This window comes from Hoylesella oralis ATCC 33269, from assembly GCF_000185145.2.
Lineage (GTDB): Bacteria > Bacteroidota > Bacteroidia > Bacteroidales > Bacteroidaceae > Prevotella > Prevotella phocaeensis.
Genome location: NZ_GL833116.1, coordinates 85405 through 103937, shown reverse-complemented (window position 1 = coordinate 103937; position 18533 = coordinate 85405). Strand labels below are relative to the sequence as shown.

Annotated in this window: 9 protein-coding genes, 1 tRNA gene and 2 pseudogenes; 3 read left to right on the top strand and 9 right to left on the bottom strand. The window is 45.5% G+C overall.

The window, feature by feature from the left end; genetic code table 11:
- Positions 1-27: 27 nt before the first annotated feature.
- Both HMPREF0663_RS12280 and HMPREF0663_RS12240 read left to right on the top strand, forming a co-directional pair.
- Positions 28-2319, top strand: a complete 2292-nt coding sequence (locus HMPREF0663_RS12280; RefSeq protein ID WP_004368027.1) for a TonB-dependent receptor — start codon at positions 28-30, stop codon at positions 2317-2319.
- Positions 2237-2566 (top strand): annotated as a pseudogene (locus HMPREF0663_RS12240) (outer membrane beta-barrel protein); the annotation flags it as partial. The gene HMPREF0663_RS12280 and the pseudogene HMPREF0663_RS12240, both read left to right, overlap by 83 nt.
- Positions 2567-2713: 147 nt before the next feature.
- Here the strand turns inward: HMPREF0663_RS12240 and HMPREF0663_RS00415 are convergent.
- From HMPREF0663_RS00415 to HMPREF0663_RS00375, 8 genes and pseudogenes are all read right to left on the bottom strand, one after another.
- Positions 2714-3949, bottom strand: coding sequence for a spondin domain-containing protein (locus HMPREF0663_RS00415; protein ID WP_016665609.1), 1236 nt, complete (start codon positions 3947-3949; stop codon positions 2714-2716).
- Positions 3950-4017: 68 nt separating this feature from the next.
- Complete coding sequence (locus HMPREF0663_RS00410) at positions 4018-4485, bottom strand: DUF417 family protein (protein ID WP_004368024.1); 468 nt, start codon at positions 4483-4485, stop codon at positions 4018-4020.
- A 104-nt stretch (positions 4486-4589) separates the two neighbouring features.
- Positions 4590-4874 carry a hypothetical protein gene (locus HMPREF0663_RS00405; protein ID WP_004368023.1) on the bottom strand — a complete coding sequence of 95 codons (285 nt, stop codon included), beginning with the start codon at positions 4872-4874 and terminating at the stop codon, positions 4590-4592.
- Positions 4871-5422, bottom strand: a complete 552-nt coding sequence (locus tag HMPREF0663_RS00400) for an RNA polymerase sigma factor (protein ID WP_004368022.1) — start codon at positions 5420-5422, stop codon at positions 4871-4873. The genes HMPREF0663_RS00405 and HMPREF0663_RS00400 overlap by 4 nt, the downstream gene beginning before the upstream one ends.
- A gap of 721 nt (positions 5423-6143) precedes the next feature.
- Positions 6144-8474: a glycoside hydrolase family 3 N-terminal domain-containing protein gene (locus HMPREF0663_RS00395; RefSeq protein WP_040560222.1), complete on the bottom strand. Its 2331-nt coding sequence runs from the start codon at positions 8472-8474 to the stop codon at positions 6144-6146.
- Between the two features lie 123 nt (positions 8475-8597).
- A pseudogene (locus HMPREF0663_RS00385) lies at positions 8598-9964 on the bottom strand (glycoside hydrolase family 20 protein); the annotation flags it as partial.
- A 47-nt stretch (positions 9965-10011) separates the two neighbouring features.
- Positions 10012-11826, bottom strand: a complete 1815-nt coding sequence (locus HMPREF0663_RS00380; protein WP_004368017.1) for an alpha-L-fucosidase — start codon at positions 11824-11826, stop codon at positions 10012-10014.
- Between the two features lie 436 nt (positions 11827-12262).
- A tRNA-Ser gene (locus HMPREF0663_RS00375) sits at positions 12263-12347 on the bottom strand.
- 148 nt (positions 12348-12495) lie between these two features.
- Here HMPREF0663_RS00375 and HMPREF0663_RS00370 point away from each other — a divergent pair.
- A complete protein-coding gene (locus HMPREF0663_RS00370; RefSeq protein ID WP_004368016.1) occupies positions 12496-15069 on the top strand; it encodes an endonuclease MutS2 in 2574 nt (857 codons plus the stop codon).
- Between the two features lie 259 nt (positions 15070-15328).
- On the opposite strand, the gene HMPREF0663_RS00365 is transcribed toward HMPREF0663_RS00370, so the two are convergent.
- Positions 15329-18145: a helix-turn-helix and ligand-binding sensor domain-containing protein gene (locus HMPREF0663_RS00365; RefSeq protein WP_004368015.1), complete on the bottom strand. Its 2817-nt coding sequence runs from the start codon at positions 18143-18145 to the stop codon at positions 15329-15331.
- Positions 18146-18533 lie beyond the last annotated feature (388 nt).

The following is an 18533-nucleotide window of genomic DNA, read 5'->3' as shown; positions in this document are numbered from 1 at the left end:
GTAGCACTTGAAAAACAAAGGCAGACAATGAAAAAGTTAGCACTCATCCTGTACATCATTCTGAGTTCAATAACGGCACATCCGCAGCGAGTAAGCCACGTCTTCAGGGGAGAATCGCTCGCAGAAGTGCTCAAAACATTAGACCGAGAGTCAGACGAATACCGCATCAGCTTCATATTCGACGAACTGGAAGACTTCGTGGTGACAACCTCTTTCAAGAACAAGACCATTCCCGCAGCCATCAGAGACGCAGTGGGATTTTATCCCATACGGATCATTACCGACCACAGCGGGAGCAACATTTTCGTGGAATGCACACAGAAAGGAGGGAAAAGGCTCATAGGAAGGATCGTTGACCAGCATGCACAGCCCGTAATATACGCAAACATAGCGCTGCTCAACCCGGAGGACTCCACTCTCGTAACCGGCGGTGTGAGCAACGAGAGCGGAGACTTCGTCATTCCGACAAGCAGATCGCGAGTACTCATGAGGGTGAGCTGCGTGGGATACAGGACGCTGTACCATCTCGCAGAAGTGGGAGCCGTAGGGACCATAAGGATGCGCACAAGCACTGTGCCTGTGAGGAACGTGACTGTAAAGGCGCACAGGCCCGCATACAGAATAGGAAAGGAAGGGCTCGTGGCAGGGGTGCAGGGAACGAATCTGAGTCATGCAGGGACGGCCGAGGATGTGCTGGGAATGCTGCCGGACATCACCGCTGAGGACGGACACATCGCTGTGTTCGGAAGGGCGGGAAGACCGGTGATCTACATCAACAGCAAGAAGGTGCTCAACAGGGACGAGCTCACGCTGCTCAAGTCGGAGGAGATTGCCAACGTGGAGGTGATTGCCAGCCCCGCAGCACACTACGGAGCGGCGGTGACGGCGGTCATCAGAATCAGGACGGTAAGGAAGAAGGGAGAGGGATGGAGCGGAACTTTCGAGACCGAAGGACGCATCGGAAGATTCGGAAGCGGGAACGCGAATGCCAGCCTGAACTACCGGACGGGAGGACTGGACGTATCGGGAAGCATGACATGCTCGATGTTACACCGAAGACAGGAGCAGGACACGTACTGGGACATAAGGGGGATCGTTGAGAAAAACTCGGTGCTCTGCTACGACGACAGGACATCGAAATTAGGCGGAAGGTTCCGTATAAACTACGAATTCTGCAGCGCACACTCCGCAGGACTTACCTGCCACGTGCGACGCATGCACTCCATAGGGCAGGGAAACGGCAGAATAAAAGGAAGACAGCAGGGAGGAACAGACGAAAAATACACCAACCGAATGTCGATGGAACGAAAGGGAAGGACTATGCCCACGATATGCATGTACTATAACGGGACTGTGGGGAGGATAAACATTGATCTCGACGCAGACTTCGTGTATGCGCGCAACAGGATCGGAAACGACTCACAAATAGAGAAGGAGCAGGGAGTGTATGCGGTAAACTCGCTGAACAACAACTGCACAAGGATGTTCGCTATCAAAAGCGTAATGGCCTATTCATGCTACAAGGGAAAGGCAAGCGTGGGATTAGAGCATGTAAGGACCATAAGAAGCAGCATTTTCACCGGCAGCGGGGGAATTGAGTCCATTTCAGACGACGAGATAAGGGAGAGGACATCGGCCATGTTTGCCGAATATGCCCTCACTGCGGGAGATTTCTCGGCAGCGGCGGGTATAAGATACGAGCATACAGGGACGCAGTACTACCGCTTCGGAGTGTTCAGCCACGAGCAGAGCAACAGATACAGAGGATGGTATCCGTCGCTGTCGGCGCGATATTCAAAAGGAAGAACCTCGTGCCGAATGGGATACACTACGGGAACGCAGAGACCGGCATACGAGAACCTCACGGGAAACAGGCTCTACGAAGACGAGCATATCTACGAGGGAGGAAACCCGCTGCTGCGCTTCTCGAAGGTACACACGCTCTCGCTGGAGGCACAGCACGGGGGAATCACAATGCTGTGCACCTATGCCGACGTACACAACGACGTGGCATGGATAGACCGGATATACGGAGGAAAGGCCATACTGTACACACCCGTGAACATTCAAAGAAGAAGGAACCTGCACCTCATGTTGACATATTCGGAGCGCATAGGACGGTGGCATCCCAGATACAGCGCAGGAATGAGCAGGCAGATATTCGACCTTTCACAAGAAGGAATTACAGCACGGATGGACAAGCCATACTTGGACGTTCAAGTTCTCAAACACGTTCTACTTCCCCGGAGGAATACATGCAGCACTGAGATACGACTGCACAACAGCCGGAAACGAACTCACCGCATACAACAGGGCTAGGCACGCACTATCGTTAACAATGCACAAAACATTCCTCGCAGACAGGCTCAGCGTGAGAATCAAGGCGGCAGACATCTTCAAAACATACAGAAACAGCGGAATATACAGAGGAGCTTACATGACAGTAGACCGCAAGGCATACACCGACACGAGGTTCATAAGCCTGACGGTATCGTACCGTTTCAACACCACGGACAGCAAGTACAAAGGAACAGGAGCAGGGGCAAGCGAGAAAGGAAGACTGTAGAAAAAAGGAAAACTGCCAACCTACTTATGATACCGTAAAGCAGTTTTTCGAGAAAACACATCGCGCATCTTCAATAAAAAAAGGCAATGCAAACAGAACATTATACAGTCCTGTCCACACTGCCCGCTGTTTTAGAGAAATAATCCCTTATTTAATCGTTATCCTCAAAACCTTGTTAACTGCCGGAACAGGGAATTCGTTCCCGACTTTACTAATTGCTTTGCTTTCTGCCTGCGGTGTTCCGCCAAAAAGAGCCTGACGGTTACCGGCGCCGGGGAATTGGTCTACACCCGTTCCGGAGTCGAACAATGCAGTCGTGCCGGTAACATTGCCGCTCATCTTAGCAGAGAGTGCCCGCTCATTAGCATAGAACCAGTCGTTGGAGAAACCAAACATAGTAACGAAAGCCAGCTTGTCTGTATCATCCGCTTTATACTGTGTCGTTACCTTTTCTCCCGGGCCTACAGGAGCCTTACCTGCAAGATATACGCCTTTCACATTCTTCATTTTCTTCAAATTTTCCTGCAATTTGCTTGCATCACCCTTCTGAGAGAGTTCTTTCAAGCCCATGCCGTTATCTTTCTTACCAAGTTCGAAGATAGGATTTTTATCACCCTGATACACCACAACGAGTACAGGAGAGATGCCGGTAATGATACCTGTATTGGCTTCTACCTTAGCTTTCAGTTTATCGATATTTCCCATTTGAGCGATATCCGTAATCTCCGGATTTGTTCTCTGGCCCGGAGTAAAGAATGGTTTATCGGCAAGAAGTTTCTTACCATCGAAGGTCGAAACCGCCCATACGCCCGGTGAGAACGGTGTTTCGTTCTTTGTACCGCCCGAAACATTCTTAATCGTGAGCGTAAACTCGGATGTCATTTCCTCGTAAGCCAGCATTACATTCATCAGCTTAGAAGCATCTACTCCACTTACTTCCATAACCGGCCTTGCCTCGCTTGCTCCTGTTTCATCGTTCTTTGTACCGTTATCCCACAATTTCATCTGCGAAGAAACATCGCCGGTCATAGCCTTACCCTTATCGTCGAACAGTTTTATGCCCGGTTGTTGCGAAGCGAAAAACCAGTCTTTCGATTTTCCGTACATCGTGGCAAACATCAGTGCCTGTCCTTTTCCTGCCTTGAATTTAAAGCTGACACTCTGTCCGGGCAGAATAACCGGGAGCTTAACATCCTTACTACCCACACCTTTAAACGTGCCACTCTCTACAAACATCTTCGGCATAACGATGTTTTCCACCATCAGAGTACGCATATTGCCCGAGGGAGCCTTCGTATCATCGTCCTTACTGCAGGAAGTGAACGAAAATGAACTTGCCAACACCACAGCCGACAATGCGGCTCTAAATAGATTCTTTTTCATAAATTTTGAACTGTTTTTTAAAATATACATTATAATTACTTATTTAGTGGGGAGACTCTCTCTCCGTATTATTCTTTCCGTTTGCCCTTCACACCCGAGTTACCGAGCAGCATCAATCCAAATCCAAGATACGCAAGGTCTTTTAGAATGAAATAGTCAGTTACGAGAACACCATCTTTTACTCTCCATATCTCGGGCGTAGAAAACAAGAAACTGAGTGTTATGAGAAATGTGAAGACTATTCCCAATCCTGCATACTGCTTCAGAAAATGAAATTTAACAGATAACAGAAGTACGACAGCAACCGTTATTTCGATCGTTCCTACTACATTGGAAACGGCTTGCACACTAAATATATCGTACACCCAAAAGGTAAAAGGATGGTGTTCGAGCAAAGGCCTGATGGCAGCAGCCTCGGTTGGCGTGAATTTAAAAAGACCTATCCATAAAAGAATAACGGCTGTGCCAAACAGGGTAACATAGTACCCGAGTTTATATATTCCGTTGCCCGAAAGCAGATATTTTTCGTTGTTCATCTTGTCAGATATTTATAAGTTATTTACTGTTTGCAAAAACTCTTGAAGAGATTTTCTGCACTTATGGTCGGAAACTTATCTAAATCCTGACAAAAGAAATACGATCAAGAAGATATATTTTTTCTCACTTTATCCTTAAATTGCTGTATTTCAGTCTTTTCGAAGTGCAACTTTTTTTTGTCATCCAAAGTCTTTTTCGTAAGTAGGCGGTCTATCTGTTCCACTTTCTTCGCATAAGCAGCACACCATTTGCACACCGAAAGGTGCATACGAAGACGAAACCTTTTCACGAATGAGAGACTGCCCGCCCGCTCGCATTCTATCTGCAACGGCACATGGCTGCAGGGCATAATGACGATATGAATCAGTTTACTGATCAATGCTTTCATAATTTGTCGAACCAATTTAATTCTATACATTTCCTTAATTGCATACGGCTGCGTTGAAGTATCTTCCAAAGATTAGTCGTGGCAATATCCAACTCCTGACACACTTCCTTGGTCTTTTTCTCTTCCAGATAGTAAAGTCTTACCGTAGTCTGCCATTGCGAGGGAAGAAAGCCCAAACACTTGTCTAAAACACCCATCAGTGCATTCTGCTCATCCGGCTCGTCGAAACTTTGCGACCAGTCGTGAAGAACAGTATCATCCGTCCACGCTCCCGATTTATCGAAGAAATCCGGAAGATTTACACAATCGGGCTTCCGGTATCTGTCTCTATAAAAATCTGCCGTTTTGTTCTTCAGTATGTGCTGCAACCACGTCAGCGGAGAGCTACGTCTTTCGAAACTACCATGAGCGGCAGCCGCAGATATGAAAACTTCCTGCACTAAATCCATCGCATCTTCCTTGTCTCTTACCATCGATAACGCCCTGTTCAGAAGAGGTTCTGAATAGAGTTCGATCCATTTATTCAATTCTTCGTTTTCCTGTTTCATATACCCTGAGTTTTTAACGGGCACTGCCCGCAGAAAATATTTTTAATATTCGTGGCCGAAACTGCTAAAAAGCAAGACCGGCAAATGCACTGCCATCGTAAAGACAAAGATGCCGCCAAACGGGAAAGGCCCGCTGTTGGATGACGATAGACATGCCGGATAAAAAGAACACACCATACGTCTATTCCGAAAAGAACATACGCCTATCACAGACACATTATGTGCTCGAAATTCGTCTAAAGCCTGCAAAAACGAACCATATATGATTCCCTGCAAAAATAGGATGCTGCAAAACGCTGATTACTGTTCCTAAAATCCGTTCTTCCTCTCTTAAGCAAGATAAGAAAGATTGTATAATTTGGGAAGCAAAGTTAGTACTTTTCCCAAATTACCTACTACATCTTTACGTTTTTTAGATTTCCGTAACCTTTACTATAATAACAGCAGATTTAAGAAACAAATGCAAAAGACGTAAGATTGCCCGTTGGCTCTTTAAAGAAAGAGGTCCATAAAAAACGGGATATGCCATAAACGAACCGAACGATGTAAATACGTCCAATACTCATAAATATTTTGTTATTATAAATTATTACGCAATAAATTCTTTTCTACCGACAGTGTATACCGGTTACAAACAACGAATTACAAAGACACTGACAGATGATAATAAAAAAATAAAATTATATTGTCTGTGTTATTCTATTATGAACTTACGTATGTATTATATCGTTAGTTTAGCTTTTAACCTAATGTCTTCCGATGAACTACCAATCTGTATTTCAAAATCTCCAGCCTCTACAACACGCTCCATATTCCGATCTGTTATGGATAAATCGTCTTTTTTCAAAATAAGAGTTATCCGTTTGGTTTCTCCCTTTTTTAGATGTATGCGTGCAAAACCTTTCAGTTGTTTAACAGGTTGTACTACCGATGCCACCTTATCGCTTATATAAAGCTGCGCTACTTCGTCGCCATCTCTTTCACCGCTGTTTCGTATATCGAACGACACCTCATATTCTTCTTCCGATTTCTTGGTAATATTCAAATGCGAGTAGTCGAACGATGTATAGCTTAATCCATATCCAAAAGGATAGAGAGGGGTAGATGCCATCTCGACATAATTATGCACAACAGGGCGTTTCTTGTTATAATATACAGGAAGTTGGCCCACACTTCTTGGAACAGTTATAGGCAAACGACCGGCCGGATTGTAATCTCCGAACAGCACATTGGCAATGGCATTGCCCCCTTCCTGCCCGGGATAATAGGCTGTAAGCAAGGCATCGGCCTGCTCGGAAGCCCATGTTTTATCGAGAGGGCGCCCTTCGATATAGATTACAACCATAGGTTTGCCCGTTTCTTTCAACGATTGCAGCAAGCGACTTTGAATGCCCATAAGAGACAGGGATGCTCGGTCAAACCCTTCGCCGCTCTCCATATCACTCACAACTTTACTGCTTGTAATTGCCGCACCGGTTTCTTGATAACTCGTTTTAAAATCTCTGGCACTGGAACCGCCCACAGCCACAACTATAACGTCAGCCTCTCGCGCTGCTCTGACAGCTTCTCCGATTTCATTAAAAACGGTGTCGCGTATCGAACATCCCTTTACATAGGTTATTTGAGACGGCGAAAGTTTCGACCGTATTCCATCGAGTATGGTCTTTACATTACTGTCTTGTTGCGGTGCCGTGTAATCGCCGAGCATGTTATATCTGTTATCTGCATTCGGTCCGATAACCGCAATTTTAATATTTTTGCTTAGTGGCAACAGCTTATTCGAGTTCTTTAGAAGCGTTATGGATTCTTCTGCGACACGTTTTGCAACTTGAATATTCTCAGCCGTTCTTACACCCGTCTTTGCTGTTTTAGGATTTACATACGGGTGTTCGAAGAGTCCCATTTCGATTTTCATTCGCAATATACGTAACACAGCCTCATCGATAGCTGCTTCCGAGACTCTTCCTTGCCGCACGGCATCGCATAACAAAGCAAAGGCATTGGCACCCAAATCTACATCAACACCAGCCCTAAGGGCTTCAATACCCGCCTCTTGAAGTGAAGAAACGGTATGATGAGTTCCGTAGATGCCGTCTATACTATATAAATCAGACACGACAAAGCCCTTGAAGCCCCATTGGTTACGCAATATTTCAGTTAAAAGATGCCCATTAGATGTACATGGTATACCATCCATAGAATTGTATGAAGTCATGACAGACAATGCGCCGGCATCGATTGCCCGACGAAACGGAGGCAGAAAATTATCCAACAAATCGCGTGTTCCGATAATCGAAGGTGCGCCGTTTTGCCCACTTTCAGGTATTCCATAGGCAATGAAATGCTTCAATGTGGCTATTGTGGCAAAGGGTTTTGTTATATCGCCGGCTCCTAACCCTTTTACTTGAGCAACCGCTATGGTACCGCTTAATACAGGATCTTCCCCCATGGTTTCTTCAACACGAGACCATCGCGGCTCATGAGCTAAGTCGAGAACGGGCCCATAACTAATGTGTCCGCCTTGTAGTCTGATTTCTTTCGCGATAATAACACCAGCTTGTTCAATAACATCTGTAGACCATGTTGCAGCCATACCCAGTCCGGTAGGAAACACGGTAGCCCCGATAGCCATGTGACCGTGGGGTGCTTCTTCTGCTAAAAAGAGAGGAATACCAAGACGGGTGTTTTCTATAACATATCTTTGCAATGCATTTCCGGCCTTTGCTGCCAATTCAGGATTGAGTCCGTTGGCCAATGTTTTCTTAGTCCACGGATCGGCGCGAAAAGTTGCCCATAGCATTCCCATCTGCTTTTCTTGCAATTCTTTCTTGAATTTCTGGGAAACTTTGACAGCTTTACCATCGATGTAATAATAATCCCAAGCAAGCGTACATAATAGTTGCCCTACTTTTTCTTCAAGTGTCATCCGCTTGATAAGGTCGTTTACTCTGACTTCAACGGACAATGCAGGATTCTTATACGGCAATATGTTTTTAGCCGTGATATTCATGGCACAACACAAAAATATTATCAGATTTAGTTTTTTGGACATTGCATTCATAATTATAACAAAGATAAATGTAAAAAAGAATAATGCTATTACTACTTGTAAAATGGCTATAAGACAACAACTTCGTTGATGAAAAACCATGCAGGATACCCCACACCATAATGCCAAGAAGGCTCCTTGCATAATTTTATGATACCGATAAAGATAAGGTGCCGCCTTACATAATATCCATTAAGGAATGATAGCATCAGAGAATCTGTATTAAGATAAGGATTCCACCTTAGTTTTCTCAACATGTAAGCCCGCATTTCTGCATAATTAGTGCCCTTTGTTCCATTCACTTGTTCAAAAATCATTGCGGCATGCTTCTCCTTGAATAGTTACACGTTTTTCTGTAGAATATGGAAATTGGGAAAAGGAGAGATTACATTATCGAAGTTAATGCCATAGTCCCACACGAATATATTATCGGATATCTTGGACCAACCATCCAAAGCATCTGCAAATGTCCGACCGGAGACATTGTCTGTTAACGGAACCTCACGCCTACTGTCTATACTGCAAAGCATGATATTTACATTTGGTAAAGGTTTTACATGTTTAGGAGGTTGCATACTATACAAATAAGCAAGCGTAGATATTTCCTTGTCCGGAAATCGTCGGGCAAGTTTATTCATAAAACGAATGATTGTTCCGGATGGAGAACCTTCATAATCATCGACGGCTTTACAGCTCGTACAGGAACGATTAGTATTGTTGCCATCGTTCTGACTTACAGATATTATCTTCATATCAGGATTGCTTTTGAAGATGGAGTCTATCTTCTTACATGCTTCTTCAAAAATATCTGGGTTGGTCAAACACCATTGCGAATGTTCGCCCGGTTGTCTTTTACCGTTAATAAACGAATAATATTCGGGATGTTGTTTGCCATATACTGCAAATGGAAGTATTCTGTTGAACGTATGAACCCACATATCTGCAGCGAATAAGCCTTGATGATCTTCCAAAGCAAACCAATTTTTATATATCAGATCATCGTTTCCGTAGCTGTAGGTCTGGCGAGATCTGAAAGCGGGCGTTTGATAAACAACAATATCTTTTAGACTGATATCCTTAGATTTTGTCAGTGTATAAGCGTTATAAGCATAATAATTCACACCCATATATTTTTCCAACAAATGGACTACACCATATATAGCCCCTCTCCCTCCCCCACTGAAAATAGAAAGTTTGTTGCCTCTACAAATAATCCCGAGCCCGTCTTCATCCGCCATATCCATTTTTTCACCTATAATAATACATTTAGCATTTCTCTTACCACCAAAATGTATGGGCAGTTTCGTTCCCGATATCCGTTCGACAAAGATATTAAGTAAGTCTGCCGCTTCTTTATTTACGGCAGCTGTTTCATCTTGACAGATGATTTCCACTTTAGGTTTACCATCCTTTACTATTTGGAATTGGGCAAAGATTGGCACATCAACAAAAAGCAATAAAACAATAATGTGTAAAACGGAACGTCTTTGCATACATCGATAATTTTTGATTGAACGGGGATAAATCGGGCAATTGAAAATTATCGAATGATTATCTTCTCGTATTTGGGAGACTCTCCATCATTGATCATTCTCCTTGCTTTGAGCATAACATAACGCCCTATTGTCGGTGTAAAGAACAAATCTTGCATAACAGGGTTATTACGAATGTTTGAAAATTCCCCATCTGCCACAAGTTGCATATTATCGGGTGTCTCACCTACATAAATTTCATAATTGGAAATAATGCCATTTTTCGTCGGTAAATAATGGAAAGAACGCACCATTTGTTTAGAACCGAGATCAAATAGAATAGCATCGGGCTGCGGAGAAGCTATATTGTTGAAATCCAATCCCTTGATTTCATCAGCTTTCGTTGCATAGTTTTCCGTTGCATAAGGGGAATAATAAACACCAAGTTCATTGATGCAGAGGCAGGCACGGGCATCAAGAAACCTAATACGAAGTGCACGAGTCTCTATAGTATCAAACCTTAATAAACGCTTATATCCTATTGTTGTCGTTTCTTCACCCATCTTAACGGGCAGCCAATCGTTACCGGATTTGTATTCAACAATAAAAGATTTAACACGTTGTCCAAGCGGAATATACTCTTGCAGCTTCATCCGATTGAGCTTTGTCCGATGCTTAAAAACGATATCCAATTCGGCTTTCACGACATTATTATTTGTAGACCAATAAGTTTCATAGTTATTATCTGTCAATGATTTTACGGAAAAGTTCTTTCCACGCGTATCGGAAGCCTTGATTTTAGCTCGGGTAAGAAGATTATCGGCCATCTCTCTTGCAATTCGTTTATAGAAACCTACGGCATTGGCAGAGTCGATCGGATGGATAAGTCCCTCTTTATCTACAGGAAAATTCAACAGGAATGTCGCATTATGCCCCACACTGCGATAATATATATCTATAAGCTGATCTACCGATTTTACCTTCTCGTCTTCTTTCTCATGATAGAACCATCCCGGACGTATCGAGACATCACACTCTGCTGCAACCCATGTATCGCCGTCGGGATGCCCTGTTTGCAATTCGTGATATTTCTCATATCCGGGATAAACGACATCTTTGCGAAGGAAAGACCAATTGGTGGCAAACGCAAATCCTTTTTCATTGCCCACCCACCGGCATCCCGGACCACCATCAGAAAAGATGATCGCATCGGGTTGAGTCTTGGCAATCAATCGATAGGCACGCGGAAAATCATAATAAGTGCGCCGGTCTATGGTTCTATTTTCCTTGGCACCGGCATACCATCCGTCGCCTCCATTGGCTCCGTCAAACCATACTTCAAAGATATCTCCATATTGCGTTAGCAGTTCTTCAAGCTGGCAATAGAAATATTCTACATACAACGGGGTTCCGTAAAACCCTTGATGCCTGTCCCAAGGGGAAAGATATACGCCAAGTTTCAGCCCATATTTGCGACACGCTGCTGCCAATTCGCCCAGAATATCGCCTTTTCCGTCCTTATAGGAAGTATTGCGAATACTGTAATCTGTATATTTTGTGGGCCACAGGCAAAATCCGTCATGATGCTTTGCAGTAAAGATAACGCCTTTGAAACCTGCATTGGCAAGCGTCCGAACCCATTGTTCGCAATCGAGCTTCGTAGGGTTGAACGTTTCTAACTTAGAGTCTCCGTATCCCCACTCGCGGTCATTGAACGTATTCAGACCGAAGTGAATGAAGCCATACGTTTCCATCTTTTGCCATTCTACTTGTGCCTTAGACGGAATAGGATAACACGGAGCAGGAGCATTATTATCGTTTGCTCCATAAATAACGGTTACGCAGGTTAATGCCAGTGCTATAATATAATGTCTGTTGTTCATATCTTCGCTTTGTATAATGTTTTCTTCAACTGCATTCTATTGAATAATAATATTGTCTACATAATAAATCGGCGGCTCTATCTTTTCCTCCCAGCCAGCTTACGATGGATTTTTTCCTTGGTTAAACGGATTACAGTCGAACAGGTTACGATACTCCTCCACGCAAAAACTCAACCGTTCAATATCTGTAGCTATCGACAGATCGGAATATGTCATGCCGTCCTATGCGAATTTACCGGTATCATTCGTATCGATATGCAATCCGATGTTGCGCCATTTTCCTTTTCAATAATGCCTCAAATGTTTCCTTAAAGGGAACGAATGTTATATACTTTTTAGGAATGCCAGAATAATATTCAGAAATAAAACATCTGCTTTTCAGGATGTAATAAAAGGGTGTAAATCACGCAACTCGTTGATTTACACCCTCATCTTGCGGAAAGAGAGGGATTCGAACCCCCGGTGCGTCTCCGCACGCCGGTTTTCAAGACCGGTGTAATCGACCACTCTACCATCTTTCCTTTTTACTTTTTTCGAACCTTAACGGCGTGGTCTAAAGCGGTTGCAAAGGTACATCGATTTTTTGATACTTACAAATATTTCATCTGTTTTTTAAGTATTGCCGTACTATAATTTTGTTTTTACGCCAACTTAGCTTAATTTTGCAGCATGATTTATCCGCATAATTTCGAACAAAAAATAGGGTTTAACGAAATCAGGGCGTTGCTCCACGAACGCTGTCTGTCAAGTCTGGGTAGGGAAAAGGTAGATAACATGGCGTTCACAACCGATCCGCATGCCATCAACGAATGGTTGGAACAGATCAAAGAATTCAGACGTATCCTCGAAGAAGCCGACAACTTCCCGTTACAGAACTTCTTCGATGTGCGCGAAAGCGTATCGCGCATACGTCTTGAGGGCACGCATTTAGAGGAACAGGAGCTATTCGATCTACGCCGATCGCTGGGCACTATCCATCTTATCGTTACCTTTTTACAGGCTTCAACGCCACAAACAACTCTCTCTCCTACCCCACACGAGGCACAAAAAGATGCGGAAGATGTGCAAGAGAAAAGTACAAATAAACTATATCCGGCACTGTATAAGCTAACCGAAGGCGTGACAACATTCCCGCAACTGATACAACACATCGACCGAATACTCGATAAATTCGGCCACATACGTGACGGTGCATCGCCCGAACTTGCCCGTATCAGGCAGGAATTATCGCGCACCGAAGGCTCCATCTCGCGTACCTTATATAATATATTGCGCAATGCGCAGAGCGAAGGTCTTGTGGAGAAAGACGTTACACCAACCATGCGTGACGGTCGACTGGTCATTCCCGTGGCGCCGGCACTTAAACGCAGACTTCACGGAATAGTACACGACGAGTCGGCCTCGGGCAAAACAGTCTTCATAGAACCCACCGAAGTGGTAGAAGCCAATAACAAAATACGCGAGTTAGAGGCTGATGAACGCCGCGAAATCATACGCATTCTTACCGATATGGCTAAGCTGTTGCGCCCTCATGTCAAAGAAATACTTTCCTCGTTCGGCTTTCTCGCCACGATAGATTTCATCCGTGCCAAGGCCGAAACGGCCAAACTCATGAATGCTTTCGAGCCGGTAGCGGTCGAATATCCCCATATCGACTGGATCAGAGCCGTACACCCACTGCTACAGATGTCGCTGCAAAGACAGGGAAAGCAGGTAACACCACTGGATATCATGCTCACCCAAGAGAAACGCATCCTCATCATATCCGGCCCGAATGCCGGCGGCAAGTCGGTTTGTCTTAAAACCGTAGGCCTACTTCAGTACATGTTACAGTGCGGACTCTCGGTACCCGTAGGCGACAGGTCTGTCATGGGGGTGTTCCAAAACATCATGATAGACATCGGCGACGAACAGAGTATCGAGAACGATCTGAGTACCTATTCCTCGCACTTGACGAACATGAAAATAATGATGAGGCAGGCTGACGGCAATACATTGCTGCTTATCGACGAATTCGGTACGGGTACGGAGCCACAGATAGGCGGTGCCATTGCCGAATCCGTATTGAAACAGTTCTGCAATAAGCAGGCTTACGGCGTGATAACCACCCATTATCAGAACCTGAAACACTTTGCCGACGCCCACGAAGGTGTGGTAAACGGCGCCATGCTTTACGATCGAAACGAGATGAGAGCACTGTTTCAGCTGGCCATAGGTCAACCCGGCAGCTCTTTTGCCATCGAAATAGCCCGCAAAACGGGCATTCCGGAAGTCGTAATCAGCGATGCTTCCGAAATCGTAGGTTCCGATTATATTCAGAGCGACAAGTATCTGCAAGACATAGTTCGTGATAAACGCTACTGGGAACATAAGCGTCAAACCATTCATCAGCGCGAAAAAGAGCTGGAAAAGACCATTGCCAAGTACGAAACAGATATTGCCGACCTTACGCAGAGCCGCAAAGAAATCATGCAAAAAGCCAAAGAACAGGCCGAAGAACTGCTGCGCGAGAGTAATAAAAAAATAGAAAACGCGATATGCCAGATACGAGAGAACCAAGCAGAAAAGGAAGAAACCAAGCGCATACGCGAAGAACTCAATGCTTTTAAAGGAGAAATAAGCAATATAGACGCCACGGCGAACGACGAAAAGATAGCACGGAAAATAGAACAGATACAGCGTCGGAAAGAGCGACACGAAAAGCGTAAGAAAGACAAAAAAGCCGAAAAGGCACGGCAGAAAGAGGCTGCAGCGCTGACAACCGCACGCCCTACCGCCGATGCATCTATTTCCGTGGGCGACACGGTGCGCATCAAAGGTCTTTCTTCCGTGGGGACGGTCGAGACTGTCGACGGCAACACGGCCACCGTTATATTCGGAGACATACGTACCAAAATGCGTACAGAGCGGTTGGAGCATGCCGATACGCCACGCGAAGAGCCTGTACGTTCCGCTCGAACGAGCCGTATAACGCGCGAAACCATCGAAGAACGGCAGAAAGGTTTCCGACAGGATCTCGACGTACGGGGCATGCGTGGCGACGAGGCCATACATGCAGTGCAGCATTTTGTCGATGATGCCATCCTTGTAGGCATGTCTCGCGTGCGTATCCTGCATGGCAAAGGCAACGGCATCCTGCGTCAACTCATCCGCGAATATCTCTCTACCGTTCCCAATGTCACCGCCTATCGCGACGAGCACGTGCAGTTCGGGGGCGCAGGTATCACGGTTATCGACTTCTGACAATCACCATGCCCGCTACATTCTCTCTATATATCCCCGATATTCCTACAATCTATGCCGATTAAACGATACGCCTAACCAGCATAGACGATACTTCCGTAGCACTTCTCCATCCATCAAAATAAATAAACATCTTAACAGAAGGCTATTCAACGATGCTGACAATCGTATTTCTTCGTACTTGCAAGAACAATCGTACGAGCCTATTTCCTACGATACACCTATCAACCGCTCATTCCCTTCCCCGCATCTTTCATCTTTACTTAAAATCTATCAGGAACTCGGTAAGGCTTTGCGTTTCTTTTATCTGTAGCTTACGGCGCAGACGATAGCGCGCTCCTTCAACGCCACGTATCGTTAAACCGGTGAAATGAGCTATGTCTTTCGTGCTCAGGTTGAGCCTCAACAGCGCACAGAACTTCAGATCGGTAGCCGTAAGCGAGGGATACTGCTCGCGCAGATGACGGAAAAAGTTCTTGTGTATCAGGTCGAAATTCTCGCGATAGATATCCCAATAGGCGTCGTTATCTATGTTGTCCGTAATATGGAGCAGCATCCTAACGATGTCTTTATTACTGTTCGAGCGCATTCCCGTGCCCTGCAACTCCTGCTTGATGTCGGAAACCTGACGACGATGCCTAATGCCTTCCATCGCCAGACTGGCAATTTCGCGCCCTTTATCCTGCAACTGTTGCTCTAAAAGCATCTTCTGTTGCTCTTCTATAAGGCTGCGTTGTTCGGCCATTTGCAGGTCTTGACGCATCTTTTCGGCCTCCATAATGCGGGCACGACGACGAAGTATGCGCCCCGTACTCCATCTGACGTAGGCATAGACCAACGCACCGAGCAGAAGAATATAAACGATGAAAGCCGGAATAGAGAGTAACAACGGGCGCGGATAATGGAATTTATAGACGACGGAACCCACTGTTTTTCCGTTGATGTCTACCGCCTCGGCACTGAATGTGTAACTGCCGTACGATAAACTGTTATAGGTTATCTGGGGCAGGTCTGATGTTGTTTCCGAACGGATGCCGCCCCCGTCGAGACGAAACACGAACCGTAGCGGCTCATTATTATAGTTTGAATACGACAAACGTAACGTTACATCGCCGCTCGAAGACGGATTGCCGCTCACAGGCATAGGGTGCACCACGTGATCTGCCGTAATATATTGCACCCCAACCAGCCGTAGAGCAGTGCGAACAGGCGACTTTTCGAAAAGTCTGCCCATATTCATGCAGCCCACTCCGCCATTCATACAGAAGTAAGCTATGCCATCGAACATGCGCACATTGTTCATATTGTCGCCGCACTCCATACCGAAGAAAGCGGCGGGCACATAGAGCAGCTTTCTGAAACGGCCGTTGTGTCGTTCTATTAAGGTATATCCCTTAGGCGAAGAAAGCCAAAATTGCGTGTTATCTACTTGTGTTGAAGAGATTGCATCAGGCTCTGCAACGCTGTCGAGTGCCTCGTACGGAACGATTTTATTACTGTAGTCTGTGGTGTAGAGCTTATGACCGTCGCCGAAAACAATCTGTCCGAGCACTCGCATCACGTGTATCTGTGAGCCTCCGCCGGCACTACCAAGCGAGGCAATGTAGCGTACCGACACCACTCTATCCATATTCTCGTTGAGTTCGATGCGGTAAAGACCTTTGTTCATCTGGGCAGCCCATATCATTCCATTGGCATCTATCTCGAACTGTCTTATAGGTGCCATGAAACCTTTTACACCGTTTATAAACTTCCACCGCCCCCCTTTCTGCCGGTATATGCGCAGTTCAGCGTAGCTGGCTTCTACAAGATAATCGCGTCCGTTGCCCGTCAAATAACGTCTGATGGCCGTGCTGCTGGCCTCGCTACTGCCCGATACGGGCGTTGCCGACAGGTTCTCGATGAGCTTTGTGCCACGATTATTGCCCACGATAAGCTGATTTCCGAAAGCCGATATGTGCCAATTCTGCCCTTCGGTGCCGGCAATAGGCGTCATTCGGCTGCCATCATAGAGGTATGTATATTGGTTGGTAGCTATGTACATGTGGTCTTTCGTGCGGTAAAAATCGTACACCATGCCGAGCGAAGAGCCCGAATGAGTGAACAATCCATAGGGAGAACCGCTGTGTATGAGGGCAATACCGGCATCGAGAGCAGCCCATATATTGTTCTCACGATCGCAAAACAGGCGAAGCACAGTGTTGTTTCGCAGCCGATTGTCGGTAGAATAATGCCACTTAGTCTTACCGTCGAGGCTTATTCCATAGATACCGTCGAGAATTGTTCCGATAACGATAGTAGAATCGTTTGGCGCAATTACCGCCCTGTTTATCTGTGCCCGACGCAGCGACATATCATCATCGGCAGCCATTTTCCTTGTGTTTTTCCCATCGAAAACATACAATCCGCAGAACTCCGTGCACAATAAAATGCGCCCATCTTGCAGTCGTAATGCCGATACCACATTATCGTTGCCCACCGAGGTGCGGGGTACGATTTCGCGATAGTGCCCGCCTTCCAGCCTGCAGAAGCCGCCGTTGATGAGCTGTACATATATTCTGCCGCCGATGTCGAAGAAATATAACGGCAGCCGGTGCGCGTTGTAATGTGCACGAACGGTATGCCCGTCGTACTCGAACCACGAGCAAAACGACTGAAAACATATCTTTCCGTCGGCCGTCTTCACTATGTTCCAAATCTCATCATTATGCGGCTTGTAGCCTTTGATCCGCTTCCAAAGCGAGGTATAGTGCAGGTTTCCCAACTCGTTATGCTCGAAGTATCCGAACTCTTCGTACGAACCTACGTATAATCTGCTGCCATCTGTCATAAGCGAACGTGCGATTGTGTTTTCGGGCAGCGGTGTTTTAGTCCAGTTATACCCGTCGTATGTAAGCACTCCTTCGTTGTTCCCTATGTACATTTCGCCGTTTCTACCCTGCGCAATCGCCCAGTTTTGCAGCCCTGCCCGATAGTCTAATGAAGAAAAGTTGGTGATTACCGGCACGAAATTTCTGCCCTGTACCCCAATTAGGGCACACATCACAAAGACAATATTGCAAAGGGTTCTTGCCATAAAACGGTCCAAGTGTTTTCGTATCCGGTATATGTATTCCGATTACATGCACCATATTCTCGGCTTATACGCGGCATGTATTCCGATTACATGGTACATATACGTTTGCAAAAATACGATTTAATTCCGGAAAATTATACTTTCCATAACGGGAATGTTGCATTTCTGCCGATTTTCGACATGCCATCTTTCATGCTTTTTCTGCCTGTTCCGCGGTTTCAAAGTAATTATTCATTCATCTTCAAACGGCATTTTATTTATTTTTAATTATCTGACAATCAACGGATAACGACATAAGGTCGTAGTAAAAACGTAGTACACGGCACCCACATCGTAGCTTTATCGTGGCAGATAATTTGCAAACTATCGTTTTTAAACATAATTTTAC

Bases quoted from the DNA above. Each gene is read 5' to 3' on its own strand.
- HMPREF0663_RS00410 (WP_004368024.1), bottom strand. From the start codon at position 4,485: ATGAACAACGAAAAATATCTGCTTTCGGGCAACGGAATATATAAACTC.
- HMPREF0663_RS00415 (WP_016665609.1), bottom strand. From the start codon at position 3,949: ATGAAAAAGAATCTATTTAGAGCCGCATTGTCGGCTGTGGTGTTGGCA.
- HMPREF0663_RS12280 (WP_004368027.1), top strand. From the start codon at position 28: ATGAAAAAGTTAGCACTCATCCTGTACATCATTCTGAGTTCAATAACG.
- HMPREF0663_RS00370 (WP_004368016.1), top strand. From the start codon at position 12,496: ATGATTTATCCGCATAATTTCGAACAAAAAATAGGGTTTAACGAAATC.
- HMPREF0663_RS00365 (WP_004368015.1), bottom strand. From the start codon at position 18,145: ATGGCAAGAACCCTTTGCAATATTGTCTTTGTGATGTGTGCCCTAATT.
- HMPREF0663_RS00380 (WP_004368017.1), bottom strand. From the start codon at position 11,826: ATGAACAACAGACATTATATTATAGCACTGGCATTAACCTGCGTAACC.
- HMPREF0663_RS00405 (WP_004368023.1), bottom strand. From the start codon at position 4,874: ATGAAAGCATTGATCAGTAAACTGATTCATATCGTCATTATGCCCTGC.
- HMPREF0663_RS00395 (WP_040560222.1), bottom strand. From the start codon at position 8,474: ATGTCCAAAAAACTAAATCTGATAATATTTTTGTGTTGTGCCATGAAT.
- HMPREF0663_RS00400 (WP_004368022.1), bottom strand. From the start codon at position 5,422: ATGAAACAGGAAAACGAAGAATTGAATAAATGGATCGAACTCTATTCA.